11 protein-coding genes are annotated in these 12,929 nt (G+C 73.9%); 7 read left to right on the forward strand and 4 right to left on the reverse strand.

The window, feature by feature from the left end; all coding sequences use genetic code 11:
• Positions 1-11 precede the first annotated feature (11 nt).
• The 4 genes from IIE03_RS14055 (at position 12) to IIE03_RS14070 (ending at position 3,786) form a co-directional block, all read left to right on the forward strand.
• Complete coding sequence (locus IIE03_RS14055) at positions 12-1,688, forward strand: NAD-binding protein (RefSeq protein ID WP_192863376.1); 1,677 nt, start codon at positions 12-14, stop codon at positions 1,686-1,688.
• 109 nt (positions 1,689-1,797) lie between these two features.
• Entirely contained in the window at positions 1,798-2,733 is a 936-nt protein-coding gene (locus tag IIE03_RS14060) for a hypothetical protein (RefSeq protein ID WP_192863377.1), read from the forward strand.
• Between the two features lie 70 nt (positions 2,734-2,803).
• Positions 2,804-3,466 carry a hypothetical protein gene (locus tag IIE03_RS14065; protein WP_192863378.1) on the forward strand — a complete coding sequence of 221 codons (663 nt, stop codon included), beginning with the start codon at positions 2,804-2,806 and terminating at the stop codon, positions 3,464-3,466.
• Positions 3,463-3,786 carry a hypothetical protein gene (locus IIE03_RS14070; RefSeq protein ID WP_192863379.1) on the forward strand — a complete coding sequence of 108 codons (324 nt, stop codon included), beginning with the start codon at positions 3,463-3,465 and terminating at the stop codon, positions 3,784-3,786. The genes IIE03_RS14065 and IIE03_RS14070 overlap by 4 nt, the downstream gene beginning before the upstream one ends.
• A 149-nt stretch (positions 3,787-3,935) precedes the next feature.
• On the opposite strand, the gene IIE03_RS14075 is transcribed toward IIE03_RS14070, so the two are convergent.
• The 4 genes from IIE03_RS14075 to dxs all read right to left on the reverse strand — a co-directional run bounded on the left by IIE03_RS14075 (position 3,936) and on the right by dxs (position 9,424).
• Positions 3,936-4,193: an excisionase family DNA-binding protein gene (locus IIE03_RS14075; protein WP_192863380.1), complete on the reverse strand. Its 258-nt coding sequence runs from the start codon at positions 4,191-4,193 to the stop codon at positions 3,936-3,938.
• A gap of 124 nt (positions 4,194-4,317) precedes the next feature.
• On the reverse strand, positions 4,318-6,546 hold the full coding sequence (locus IIE03_RS14080; RefSeq protein WP_192863381.1) for a DEAD/DEAH box helicase: 2,229 nt from the start codon (positions 6,544-6,546) through the stop codon (positions 4,318-4,320).
• Between the two features lie 75 nt (positions 6,547-6,621).
• Positions 6,622-7,416, reverse strand: a complete 795-nt coding sequence (locus IIE03_RS14085) for an NRDE family protein (RefSeq protein ID WP_192863382.1) — start codon at positions 7,414-7,416, stop codon at positions 6,622-6,624.
• A gap of 103 nt (positions 7,417-7,519) precedes the next feature.
• Positions 7,520-9,424, reverse strand: coding sequence for a 1-deoxy-D-xylulose-5-phosphate synthase (gene dxs / locus IIE03_RS14090; RefSeq protein ID WP_192863383.1), 1,905 nt, complete (start codon positions 9,422-9,424; stop codon positions 7,520-7,522).
• 186 nt (positions 9,425-9,610) lie between these two features.
• Here dxs and IIE03_RS14095 point away from each other — a divergent pair, with 186 nt between their 5' ends.
• The 3 genes from IIE03_RS14095 to IIE03_RS14105 are packed head-to-tail and all read left to right on the forward strand — an operon-like array spanning position 9,611 to position 12,883.
• Positions 9,611-11,146 carry a GuaB1 family IMP dehydrogenase-related protein gene (locus IIE03_RS14095; RefSeq protein ID WP_192863384.1) on the forward strand — a complete coding sequence of 512 codons (1,536 nt, stop codon included), beginning with the start codon at positions 9,611-9,613 and terminating at the stop codon, positions 11,144-11,146.
• Between the two features lie 35 nt (positions 11,147-11,181).
• Positions 11,182-11,880 carry an NUDIX hydrolase gene (locus IIE03_RS14100; protein WP_192863385.1) on the forward strand — a complete coding sequence of 233 codons (699 nt, stop codon included), beginning with the start codon at positions 11,182-11,184 and terminating at the stop codon, positions 11,878-11,880.
• 52 nt (positions 11,881-11,932) lie between these two features.
• Positions 11,933-12,883, forward strand: a complete 951-nt coding sequence (locus IIE03_RS14105) for an aminoglycoside phosphotransferase family protein (protein WP_192863386.1) — start codon at positions 11,933-11,935, stop codon at positions 12,881-12,883.
• The last annotated feature ends 46 nt before the right edge of the window (positions 12,884-12,929 follow it).

Below are 12,929 nucleotides of genomic sequence, written 5' to 3' on the forward strand. Positions count from 1 at the left end.
ATTGTCCGGCCATGGTGATTGCGAAGCGGCAGCGGCGCCCGCAGTTCGTCGTCTGCGGGGACGGCCCGCTCGCGTTCCGCGTCTCGTTCGCACTCAGTACGCGCTACCAGGGCGACGTCACCGTGATCCTGCCCGACGCGGGATCGAAGCACGGCGCCCAGATGGCCGCCCTCGACCACGTGACGGTCGTGGAGTCGCTCCGGCCCGACACCGCCGCCTTCCGACGCGCCCGCCTCGACGACGCGGACGCCGTCGCCCTGCTCGACCAGGACGACGCGGGGAACATCGAGACCGCGCTCCTCGTCAACGAGCTCAAGCCGGGCGTGCGTCTCGTGGTCCGGTTCTTCGACGACGAGCTGGGCGCCGGCATCGCGGACCACCTGCCGAACTGCGACGTGCTCTCCGCCTCGAAGATCGCGGCCCCGCCGCTCGTCGCGCTCGCCCTCGGCGAGGCCCGGCACCTGGAGGTGCCCGGCATCGACCTCGTGGTCGGCAAGCCGAGCCAGCTGCCCGGCCGGTCGCTGTTCACGCTCGCCGCGCTGCGGGGCGAGGACTCCGTGATGCTCCCCGACGACGACGAGGGACTCGACCGCCGGATCGCGATCGGCGTCGCGTCGCCCGACCCGGCGCCCGCGACGCCCCTGCGGCGGCCGAACGGCCGCGTGTGGTACTTCGTCCGCCAGAACCTCAACAAGTACGTCTGGTACGCCCTGGCCGTGCTGGCACTCGTGATCGTCGCCGGCACGACGCTCGTGGCGCTCACCGCGCCGGCGCACTGGATGACCGCCCTCTACCAGGTGGTCCTCGAGACGCTCGCCGGAGCCGACCCGGGCACGGACGTCCCACCCGTCACCAGGGGCGTGCAGGTGGTCGTCACGGTGATCAGCGTCGCGGTGATCCCCTTGCTCACGGCCGCGCTGGTGGACGCCGTGGTCCGCGCGCGGCTCGCCGCGGCCGTGTCCGGCCCCGGGTCCCCGATGTCGGGCCACGTCGTCGTCGTGGGCCTGGGCGACGTCGGCACCCGCGTCCTCGCCACCCTGCTCGAGCGCGGCATCCCCGCGGTCGCGGTCAACGTGCGCGACGACGGCTCCCGCGGCATCCCCTTCGCCCGGGAGCACGGCGTCCCGGTGGTGATCGGCGACGGCCGGCGGACCGACGTGCTCAAGGCCGCCCAGATCGGTACCGCGCGCGCCGTAATGGCCATGACGAGCGACGACGTCGCGAACATCGGCATCAGCATCGCCGCGGACTCCGTCGACCGCGATCCGGCGCACGGCAGGCTACGCCGCGTGCTGCGCCTCTTCGACGAGGACTTCGCCCGCCGCGTGCAGGGCCTCATCCCGCGCTCGGCGCCGCGCAGCGCCTCCGCGCTCGCCTCCCCCGCGTTCGCCGCCTCGGTGATGGGTCCCGACGTGCTCGACACCGTGCCGTTCCGGGACCGGGTCCTGCTCGTCGCCGAGGTGCCGATGCACGCGCGCTGCGAGCTCGAGCACCGCCCCGCGCGCGACGTCGACGTGCCGGGTCAGGTGCGCCTGCTGGCGGTCCGCCGGCCGGAGAAGGGCTTCACGACCGACGTGTTCCGTCCGGCGACCACCAATCCGCTCCAGCACAACCACCACCTCATCGTCATCGCGACCCGCACCGGCCTGGAACGCCTCCGCGCCCGGACGGCGAGACCGGAGGAGTGACACGCGAGGTGACGTACGCCACGTGGGGAGAGCTCCCCATCCCGCCCTCTGACCAGCACGCATATAGTTGCTCCCCTGGATTGGATCAGCACGAACCGGGAGCAGACGCGTGAGCGGAAACATGTACGGCGCGGACATCGAACAGCTCCGCGCCCTGGCGACGGTGTTCGAGGACAAGTCGAACCAGCTCACCTCCGCGGTCCAGACGATCGCCGGAGCCGTCGATCAGATCCCGTGGTTCGGCCCCAGCGGCGAGATGTTCCGTGAGGAGTGGGAGGGCGGCCACGCCCCGGGGATGCGCGATGCCGCCGGTTCCCTCGTGGCCGCCGCGGACGCCCTCCTGCGCAACGCCGACGACCAGGACGCGACGAGCAACGACCTCGGCGGCGGCATCGGCGGCGGCCCGTTCCCGGGGACCAACCCGTTCCCGGGTTCCTCGGGCACCGGCACCGCCACGGCCGACGACGGCGGCTGGGCCGACTGGCTCAACGATCTGGTGGGCGAGACCGGCTGGTGGGCGAGCGTCGCCGGCGCCACCGAGTTCGCGCTGGAGGCGGCCTACCGCTACGGGGCCGGGCTCTGGGGCCTCGCCGACGACATCCCGGCCGGGTTCGGCTGGGCCGGCAAGGCGATCGGCTGGGCCGGCGTCGCGCTCGGCGGCTGGACCATCGGCCAGGGCATCGCCGAGGGCGACTGGTGGAAGGTCGGTGACGGCGCGATCACCGCCGGCCTGGGACTCGGAGCGGTCCTGGCGGGTGCGGCGCTGGTCTCGAACCCCGTGGGCTGGGCCATCCTCGGAGCCGGCGCCGCCTGGGCGGTCGCGGACATCTTCATCGACGGCAACATCACCGAGGCCGCGTGGAACGGGATCTCCAACGCGGGAGAATGGGCCTGGGACACCGCGGGCGACGCCGCGGACTGGGTGAGCGACACCGCGGGCGACGTCTGGGACGGGGCCACGGACGTCGCGGGCGACATCTACGATGCGGGCGGGGACCTCATCGAGGGCGCGGGCGACTTCATCTCGGACATCACCCCGTGGTGACGGCTCCGGCACGACCCGCTGACCCGGCACGAACCAACGGCGCACCACGGCCGTACGAGGAGGAAGAACGATGAACGACGCCACGCCGAACCCGGCCCCCGACCTGGAGGACCGGGCGATCGAGCTCACGGGATTCGAGATCCTGACGCTGCTCTCGCTCGGCACCGACGACCCCGGCGCCGAGGGCACCCGCAAGGCGCTGCACCTGCCGGAGATCGCAAAGGACTCGCCGCTGCTCTCCGCCGGCATCAGCTCCCTGGTGGTGCGCAAGCTCGCCGTGCCGGACGAGGGGCGGCAGCAGCTCACCCCGCAGGGGAAGGTCCTCGCCCTGACGGCGATCATGAACCAGGCCACCGAGTGGATCGAGGCCTCCGGCGGCGCGGGCGAGTCGGCGAACGCCGCCGTCCTCCTGCGGAGCCCGGCCGGTTCGGCCCTGATCGAGCCGAAGCCGTACGGCATCTGGCAGGCGCTGCCCCTCCCGGGTGAGCGCGCCCTGACGGATCTCGCCGCGGACTACGTCAAGGCCGCCTTCAACAACGCGGCCGAGCGCCCGTTCGCCGGGACCGTCCGCCTGCTCGAGTCGACCGGTACGACGACGCGCGCCGCGGCGATCCGCATCGACGAGAAGAACACCTGGGAGTTCACGAGCGGGACGCCGGACGCCATGCCCGAGCCCGTCGTCATCGCCGCCGACCCGACCTTCCAGGTGGTGGCCAAGGGCCTCGCGGCATGAGCGGCCACGCGAACGGGGGAACCACCGACGGGAACGGTCCGGGGAAGCGCGTCGACCCGGACAGCCCCGACGGGGCGCGGCGCGTCGCGGTCATGTGGACCTTGTTCATCGGGGTGGGGCTGCTCGTGATCGGCCTCACCTGGGGCGGCTGGGCCACGGCCCAGGCCGGCGGGTACGAGGACAACTTCCGCGGGTTCGACGCGGGTGACCCGTTCCCGTGGGTCCCGGTGGTCCTGGGCGGGGCGTTCAGCGTCTTCGCGTTCTTCCGCGCGATCGCCAAGTGGTCCCGCTACGGGAAGATTCGCCGCCAGGAGCGGTGAGGCCGCGTGGGGCCATGATGCTCGCGCGGGCCGTGGGGCCGCGCAACCATCGAGGGTCCGGGATCTCGCCCGGGCGTCGCGGGGATCCGGGCTCTGCCCGCGGGCGGGCCGGCGGCACGCTCCCGCGGGCGGGCCACCCGGAGGGGCGCTCAGGCGCCTACGAGGCTCTCCTGGTCGCGGGACTCGCGGTCCGCCTTGTACGTGTCGACGTCGGCCGCGTCGAAGAGGATGTCCGAGCCGTCCATGTGGAAGTCGAGCTCGCCCGCCTCCAGCAGGTCGATGACGTGCAGGGACGACACGCCCAGTCGGCGGGCTGCCTCGGCCGCCGTCAGGTTCTCCCCGTGCGGGGCGGGACCACCGGCAGCGGACGTGGTGTCGGATGTCTGATGCTGTGTGAAGTCGCTCACAGGAAAAGTCTTGCGCAACGGGGCACTGCGAGTCCAGTCGAAACGCTACGAAAGCCGAGTCCTGTGGAAGAGGTTTTCCATCTTCACCCGGCCCCTCCACTCGGGCGGTACTCGCCAGGTCCCGTCATCGCACCGTGACGGGCTCCGTGTCGGCGGCGCCCAGCCGCTCGCGCTCCTGAGCCACGATCGTCCTGCCCAGCTCCGCCTCGCTCGGCATGCCGGCGCCCGCCGTCGGCTCGTTCACGGCGACGGCGAGGTCCGACGTCTCGGTGATCTCGGACTGCCGCGCGAACTGCTCGAACAACGCGGCCTTCGTGTCGAGGATCTCCATCATGCGCTGGTCCACGGAGTCGGCCACGAGCAGCCGGTGCACCTGCACGGTCCGCGTCTGGCCCATCCGGTGCGCCCGGGCCACGGCCTGCGCCTCGATGGTGGGCTTGACCTGCGGTTCGCAGAAGATCACCACGGAGGCGGCCTGGACGTTCAGCCCGACGCCGCCGGCGGTGATCTGGCTGACGAGCACGCGGGGGCCGTCCGGCGTGGACAGGCTGTCCACCATCTCCTGCCGCTCGGCGACCTTCACCCTCCCGGTGAGGGGCCCGGCCGCGACGTCGCCGAGCAGCTCCATCACCTGTTCGAGCACGTCGAGGAAGTAGGAGAACACGATGACGCGGCGACCGTTCTCCGCGGCCTCGTCCACGAGCGCGCGCAACCGCACGAGCTTCGCGGAGTCGTCGGCGCGCTCGACGGCGAACGCGGCGCGCCGCATCGCCATGAAGTTGCCGTCCGCGACCGCCCGCCGGTAGGCGGCGCCGTCGACCTCCCCGAACTCCTCCCACTCCTCGACCTGGACCAGGTCGGGCAGCTCGGTGAGCACGTCCTCGGTGTTGCGGCGCAGGTAGACGGGCGCGACGATGCGCCGGAACGCCTGGGCGCCGGACAGGTCGGCGTTCGGGTCGAGCAGCCGCGCCACCGACGGCTGCAGGTAACCGACCATCGCCTTGAACTCCGCGACCTTGTTCTCCATCGGCGTGCCGGACAGGAACAGCACCCGGTCGGCCCGGTCGGACCAGGCGCGCACCGTGCGCCCGCGCAGCGTCTCCGGGTTCTTCACGTAGTGCGCCTCGTCGACCACCAGCAACGCGGGGCTCAGGTCGGCGGGGAGACGAAGGCGCCCGAGCATCTCGAAGGTCGTCACCCCGACGCCGCCGGAGGCCACCCACGCGCGCGCCGCCGCGTCCCGGTCGCCGCCGTGCATCACCACGGCGGCCAGGCGCGAGTGCGTGGTCACCTCGCGGGCCCAGTTCGTCACCACGCTCGCCGGGCAGACCACGAGGAAGTGCGCCGGGCCGTCGTCGTCGGGCCGCGTGGCCGCGAGGTGGGCCATCGTCGCGAGGGACTGCATCGTCTTGCCCAGGCCCATCTCGTCGCCGAGGATCGTGCGCCGCTGCACGAGCGCGTACCTGGCGCCGAACGCCTGATAGGCACGCAGGTTGGCGTGCAGGAGGGAACGGTCCAGCGGCTGGGCCTCGACCCGCCGCACGACGTCGGCCGGCAGGAAGCCCTCGGCCGCCTCGTGGTCGTCGCCGAGATCCACCACCTGGCTGAGCAGGCCGTAGTACTCGGCGGACCGCCGCTCGAAGTCCTCCCACACGTCGCCGGCACCCCGCCGCCCGACGACAGTCCGTACCCTGCCCGCCGCCGCGGCCAGGTCCGGCGACGACGCCGCGAGCGCGTTGCGCAGCGCACCGACGGCGGCGGTCGCCTCCGCGCGCTTGCCGGTGTCCGCGAGCAGGCGCCGCCACCAGCGCGTCAGCGCCTGCGCCGGGCCGATGTACTGCGGCAGGACCGCGTGGAGGCGCCGCGCGTCGTCGTAGTGCCGGTGCCGCGCGTCGGTCACGGCGCCGAACATCCGCAGCGAGCGCACCAGGTCGGTGGCGTACGGGTCGTCCGGGTCGACGTCGATCCGGAAGCGCAGGTCGGCGTCGACCTCGTCGGCCAGCTCGGTGGCGGCGGCCACCGCGGGGCGCGCCGTCGTCTCCCCGACGCCGGCCGCGACGAGGCCGTCCACCCCGGCCTCGAGGACCCGGGGAACGTCACGGAAACCCTTCTTCCGCAGCACCGCGACGCGGAGTTTCTTGCGCCGCTTCTCGAGCTCCTCGACCGCCACGGTCCGCAGCTCGGCGTGGACGCGCACCTGACGAGCGGCGAGATAGGCCTCGCGCACCTTGTCGCGATAGGGCCCGTCGGAGGCCAGCAGCAGCCGCGCATCCGCCAGCCGGGCGGCCGCCTCCTCCACGACCTGACGCGCCTCGCGGCCCTTGATCGGAACACCCTGGGAAGTCTCAGTCATCGCGGCGCCAGCGTACCTGCCGTGTCCGACATTCCCTCCACTCCGGAACCTGCGGCGCCGCTTGGCACACTTTTGTCAGATCTCGACGCGCTTCCAGTCCGGGTCCGACGGCGTGCCCGTGAAGTCCATCCGGACCTGGCCCGGCTCCCGGCCGAGTGCGAGCAGCGTGGCCGACGTCGAACCGAACACCCGGCCGTCCGGCAGGTCGTGGCGCACGAGCAGCGCGCGCGGGTCGTCCTCCGCGAGGCCGTCGCCGCGCACCAGGTCCACCCAGTCGCCCCACCACTCCGCGGTCGCGGCGTGCGGAATCGGCTCGCCCGGGATGTCGTCCGCGACCGCCGGTCGCCCGGCCCTGCCGAGCAGCGGCGCGAAGTGCGGCACCAGCGGGTCCTCGGCGACGTCGAGCCCTTCGTTGGTGATGATGTGGTCGCCCGGCGGGATCTCGACGTCGGTCACGTCGTGGCCGTCCCAGGAGACGAGGCGCGCGCCGTCGGCGTCCGCGACCAGCAGGTGGACCACCTCGTAGGCGCGCAGTTCCGCGGCGTCGGGCACGCCGGCGGTCAGCGCCTGCAGGGGCAGGCGGCCGCGGCTCGGCCTCGTGGACGACGGCGGGCTCCCGGGCGGGGCCTGCTCGAGACGGTTCATGAAGCTCCCGTTCAGCACCGCCGCCACCCCGGGCCGCGGGCCACCCCGCACCGCCAGCCACGTCCCGCCGGCCAGTCGGTCGCGGCCGCCCACCAGGCCCGGGGCCTCCTGCGGCCAGTACTCCCCCGGCGGCTCCCACGGCCGGTCGGTCAGCTCGTCACGGACGGCGGCGAGCAGGAGCGGCCAGTCGGCGGCGGGATCCAGACGCAACAGGACGGTGCACACGCCAGCACCCTACGCGCTGACCACGCGGCATTTCGATCCCCCCGGACGTGGGACGGGCCACCCCGCGCCCGCATCACGTTCCGGCCCCGCGGCCCTGCCCGCCTCACACCTCCGCGAGCGCCGCCAGGGTGTCGCGGACCGCGTCTGCGGCGGTCATGCGCTGGGCCGTGGCGATCTGCTCGCGGCTGGCGTGGTCGAAGAACTCGGCGTCCAGGCCGAGGTGCACGTGCCGGGTGCGCACGCCCTGCTCGCCGGCGCGCTGGGCGAGGAGCGCGCCGACGCCGCCGTCGGACAGGCCGTCCTCCATCGTGACGACGACGTCGTGCTCCCCGGCGAGCTTGACGAGGGCGGGCGGCAGGGGCAGCACCCAGGTCGGCGCGACGACGGTGGCCTCGAGGCCGTGTTCCGCGAGCGCCGTGCCGGCGTCGAGGCCGGCGCGTGCCATGGCGCCGATGCCGACCACGAGGACGCGCCGCGACGTGTCCCGCGGGGCGGCCGTGCCGGCCGGCTTCGGCGCGAAGCGCCCGATGACGTCGACGCCGTCGAGCTCCTCGACGCACGGGATGTCCTCGCCGATGGCGCCCTTGGGGTAGCGGACGACGGTGGGGGCGTCGTCGATGTCGACGCTCGCGCGCAGCGCGGCGCGGAGGGTGGGCTCGTCGCGCGGGGCGGCCAGCCGCAGGCCGGGGACGACCCGCAGCATGGCCATGTCCCACATGCCGTTGTGGCTGGCGCCGTCGGCGCCGGTGATGCCGGCACGGTCGAGCACGAAGGTGACGCCGGCCTTGTGCAGGGCGACGTCCATGAGGACCTGGTCGAACGCGCGGTTCAGGAACGTGGCGTAGACGGCGACGACGGGGTGCAGCCCGGCGTAGGCCATGCCGGCGGCGGAGGTGGCGGCGTGCTGCTCCGCGATGCCGACGTCGAACGTGCGCTCGGGGAACTCCTTCGCGAACGGTGCGAGACCCACCGGGTGCAGCATGGCGGCCGTGATCGCCACGACGTCCGGCCGGCGGCGGCCGATGCGCACGATCTCGTCGGCGAACACCTTGGTCCAGCCGAACCGGGACTGCGCGACGGGCAGGCCGGTCTCGGGATGGATGACGCCGACGGCGTGGAAGCGATCGGCGATGTCCTCCTCGGCGGGCTTGTAGCCGCGGCCCTTCTCGGTGATGGCGTGCACGATCACGGGCTTGCCGTAGGCCTTCGCGCGGCGCAGGGCGTGCTCCATGGCGGCGGCGTCGTGGCCGTCGACGGGACCGATGTACTTGATGCCGAGGTCCTCGAACAGGCCCTGCGGCGCGATGACGTCCTTGATGCCCTTCTTGAAGCCGTGCATCCAGCGCCAGGCGAAGCGTCCGGGCGGGCCGGAGCGGTTCAGGGTGCGGGTGGCCCAGTCGAGGAAGGCCTCGTAGCCGCGCGTGGTGCGCAGCGTGTCGAGGTGGTTCGCGAGGCCGCCGATGGTGGGCGAGTAGGAGCGGCCGTTGTCGTTGACGACGATGACGAGCCGGCGGTCCGGGCTCTCGGCGATGTTGTTCAGGGCCTCCCACGCCATGCCGCCGGTCAGGGCGCCGTCGCCGATGACGGCGACGACGTGCCGGTCGTCGCGCCCGAAGACGACGTTCGCCTTGGCGATGCCGTCCGCCCAGGACAGGGCGGTGGACGCGTGGGAGTTCTCGACGACGTCGTGCTGCGACTCGGCGCGCGACGGGTAGCCGGACAGGCCGCCCTTCTGCCGCAGGCGGGAGAAGTCCTGGCGCCCGGTGAGCAGCTTGTGCACGTAGGACTGGTGCCCGGTGTCGAAGACGAGGGTGTCGCGCGGGGAGCGGAAGACCCGGTGCAGCGCGATGGTGAGCTCGACGACGCCGAGGTTGGGGCCGAGATGCCCGCCGGTGCGGGAGACGTTCTCCACGAGGAAGTCGCGGATCTCCTGCGCGAGCTCCCCGAGCTGTCCGGGCGTGAGTCTCCGGACGTCCTCGGGCGAGCTGATCCCGCTCAGCAGTGCCATGTCGTTCCTTCCCCGCGGCTCCGTCCCGGGCGGGCCGGGCGCGCACTCGTCGTCGTCCCCCTGCACCGCGCTGCGACCACTGTGCCACGCGCGGCAAGGTGCCATCGTACGGACCGGGGCCGGGCCGGATGAACTCGGGACGCCGAGTTCCACACCAGCATCACGCAACAGTCATAGTCTGTCATCGTGCGATTCCTCCCGGGCCAAGAACCTTCCCACGACCTCACGTACGGCGACGTGTTCCTCGTGCCGTCCCGTTCGGACGTCTCCTCGCGGTTCGACGTCGACCTCGCCACCGCCGACGGCTGCGGCACCACGATCCCCGTCGTGGTGGCGAACATGACCGCGGTGGCGGGCCGCCGGATGGCCGAGACCGTGGCGCGGCGCGGCGGGCTGGCGATCCTGCCGCAGGACGTGCCGGCCGGCGTCGTCGCCGACGTGGTGGCGGGGGTGAAGTCGAAGGATCCCGTGGTGGAGACGCCGGTGGTGGTCTCGCCGGACGACACCGTGCACACCGCGCTGACGCTTCTCGGAAAGCGCGCGCACGGCGCCGCCGTCGTGACCGAGAACGGCCGTCCCGTCGGCGTGGTGACCGAGAAGGACTGCCAGGACGTCGACCGGTTCGCGCAGGTGCGCACGGTCATGACGCCCGATCCCCTGGTGATCGACGCGGAGACGCTGGCGGTCGCCCCCGGCAAGGGCACGACGTCTCCCGCCCCCGCGGCGTCGGCTCCGCGAGGCGGTGCGCCGGAGGCGGGCTCGACAGTCGCCGGGACCGGGCTGGAGCGGGCGTACGACCTGCTGCACGCCGCGCACCTGCAGTTCGCGCCGGTGGTGCGCGACGGGCTGCTGACCGGCGTCCTGACGCGTCAGGGCGCGGTGCGTTCCTCGGTCTACGCCCCCGCCGTGGACGACGCCGGACGGCTCCGCGTCGGGGCCGCCGTCGGGATCAACGGGGACGTCGCGGCCAAGACGAAGGACCTGCTCGCGGCCGGGGTGGACGTGCTCGTCGTCGACACGGCGCACGGCCACCAGGGCCGGATGCTCGCCGCGCTCGAGGCGGTCCGGTCGGTGGATCCGTCCGTGCCGGTCGTGGCCGGGAACGTGGTCACGGCGGACGGGGTGCGCGACCTCGTGGCCGCCGGCGCCGACATCGTCAAGGTCGGCGTGGGGCCGGGAGCGATGTGCACCACGCGGATGCAGACCGCCGTCGGCCGGCCGCAGTTCTCGGCCGTCCTCGAGTGCTCGGCCGCGGCGCGCGAGCTCGGCAGGCACGTGTGGGCCGACGGCGGCGTGCGCCACCCGCGCGACGTCGCCCTGGCGCTGGCCGCCGGCGCGTCGCAGGTGATGATCGGCTCCTGGTTCGCCGGGACCTTCGAGTCGCCGGGCGACCTGCGCGAGGACGGGAACGGGCGGCTGTACAAGGACTCGTTCGGGATGGCGTCCGCGCGGGCCGTGGCGGCGCGGACCGCCGGGGAGGGCTCCGCGTTCGACCGGGCCCGCAAGGCCCTGTACGAGGAGGGCATCTCGACCGGGCGGATGTACCTCGACCCGCAGCGTCCGGGCGTGGAGGACCTGCTGGACGAGATCACGTCGGGGCTGCGGTCGTCGTGCACGTACGCGGGCGCGCGGAACCTGGCGGAGTTCGCCGAGCGCGCCGTCGTGGGCGTGCAGTCCGCGGCGGGCTACGAGGAGGGGCGCCCGGTCGAGACGAACTGGTGAACGGGCGGGCCGGTCCGCGGAGGTAGCCTCGTCGGATGAGCTCGTCACCGGGAGCCTCCTCCGCACGCACGCAGTTGACGGCACTGGCCGAGGCCGGGTTCCCCGCGCCGTGGCGGCACGCGCGGGGGGAGTTCTCGGGTGCGGCCCGGCCGGCGGCGGTGCTGATCCTGTTCGGTGTCCTCGACGGACTGCCCTCCGACCACCACGCCCAGGCCGAGGCGGTCCGCGACGACCTCGACGTCCTGCTGCTGGCGCGCGCGACGACGCTGCGATCCCACGCCGGCCAGGTGGCGTTCCCCGGCGGCCGGGCCGACGACGGCGAGTCCATGGTGGAGGCCGCCCTGCGCGAGGCCGAGGAGGAGACCGGGCTCGACCCGTCCGGCGTCGAGGTGCTCGGCGAGTTCGACCCGCTGCCGATGCCCGTGTCGAACCACGTGGTCACGCCGGTGCTGGGCTGGTGGGCGAAGCCGACGCCGGTGGGCGTCGTCGACGAGGCGGAGTCGTCGCACGTGTTCCGCGCGCCGGTCGCGGACCTGCTGGACCCCGCGTCCCGGGTCACGGTCGTGGCGCGCGACGGACACCGCACCTACCGCGGGCCCGGCTTCCAGTTCTCCGACGGGACGACGACGCACCTGGTGTGGGGCTTCACGGGCGGCATCCTCGACGCCCTGTTCGACGCCCTGGGCTGGACCGAGGAATGGGACCGCACCCGCGAGCTGGAGCTGCGGCGGTGACCGCCCCGCGGAGCCGCGGCGCTCACCGCCCGCCCCGCCCGAAGGAGGAACCGTGGTCGCCGCTGACATCGACGTCACCGTCGAGCTCGCCCGGGAACTGCTCGCCGAGCAGCATCCCGACCTCGCCGGGCTGCCGCTGGAGGTGGTCGCCAACGGCTGGGACAACGTCATGCTGCGGCTCGGACCGCTGCCCGACGGCGGCCACCTCGCGCTCCGCCTCCCGCGACGGGACGCGGCGGCCCACCTCATCGACCACGAGCAGGCCGCACTCCCCCGCCTCGCGCCCGCGCTGGAGGCGACCGGGATCACGTTCCCGGTCCCGGTGCGCACCGGCAGGCCCAGCGCGCGCCTCGGTTTCCCGTGGTCGTGGAACGTCGTGCGCTGGGTCGACGGCGTTGCCGCGGCCCGCACCGCCGTCGCCGGCCGGACCGCCTGGGCCGCGGAGCTCGCGCGCTTCCTCGTCGCCCTGCACGTCCCGGCCGACGACGCCCCGCCGAACCCGTTCCGCGGGATCCCGCTGGCCGCCCGGCCCGACGCCCAGGACCCGGCCGTGTTCGCCGCCCGGCTCGAGCGCGTCCCGGAGGAACGGCGCGACGCCGCCACCCGCCTCTGGCACGAGTCTCTCGACGCCCCCGCATACTCCGGCGCGCCGGTCTGGCTGCACGGGGACCCGCATCCGGGCAACCTGGTGGTCCGCGAGCCGGCGGACGGTACCCAGGAGCTCGCCGCCGTCGTCGACTTCGGCGACGTCACGTCCGGCGACCCCGCATCGGACCTCGGGGCCGCGTGGCTCACCTTCGACGCCGACGGCCACGCGCGGTTCCGCGCGGCCGTCGACGCGGGCGCGCGGGACGGGCGCGGCTGGGACGAGGCGACCTGGACCCGCGCGAAGGGCTGGGCCCTGATGTACGCGACGACCATGCTCGCCCACCCGGACGAGCACCCGTGGCTGGTCCCGATCGGCGAGCACGGCCTGCGCCGGCTCCTGGCGGACGCGGGCTGACCCCGGCCACGCGGCGCCGCGCCGGACGTGACGCCTGGTCGGGCGT

It is taken from the genome of Myceligenerans pegani, assembly GCF_014892515.1.
Lineage (GTDB): Bacteria > Actinomycetota > Actinomycetes > Actinomycetales > Cellulomonadaceae > Myceligenerans > Myceligenerans pegani.

What these genes read in the sequence shown, in the direction of transcription:
- IIE03_RS14055 (WP_192863376.1), top strand. Translation starts at nt 12, where the DNA reads ATGGTGATTGCGAAGCGGCAGCGGCGCCCGCAGTTCGTCGTCTGCGGG.
- IIE03_RS14065 (WP_192863378.1), top strand. Translation starts at nt 2,804, where the DNA reads ATGAACGACGCCACGCCGAACCCGGCCCCCGACCTGGAGGACCGGGCG.
- IIE03_RS14070 (WP_192863379.1), top strand. Translation starts at nt 3,463, where the DNA reads ATGAGCGGCCACGCGAACGGGGGAACCACCGACGGGAACGGTCCGGGG.
- IIE03_RS14080 (WP_192863381.1), bottom strand. Translation starts at nt 6,546, where the DNA reads ATGACTGAGACTTCCCAGGGTGTTCCGATCAAGGGCCGCGAGGCGCGT.
- dxs (WP_192863383.1), bottom strand. Translation starts at nt 9,424, where the DNA reads ATGGCACTGCTGAGCGGGATCAGCTCGCCCGAGGACGTCCGGAGACTC.
- IIE03_RS14100 (WP_192863385.1), top strand. Translation starts at nt 11,182, where the DNA reads ATGAGCTCGTCACCGGGAGCCTCCTCCGCACGCACGCAGTTGACGGCA.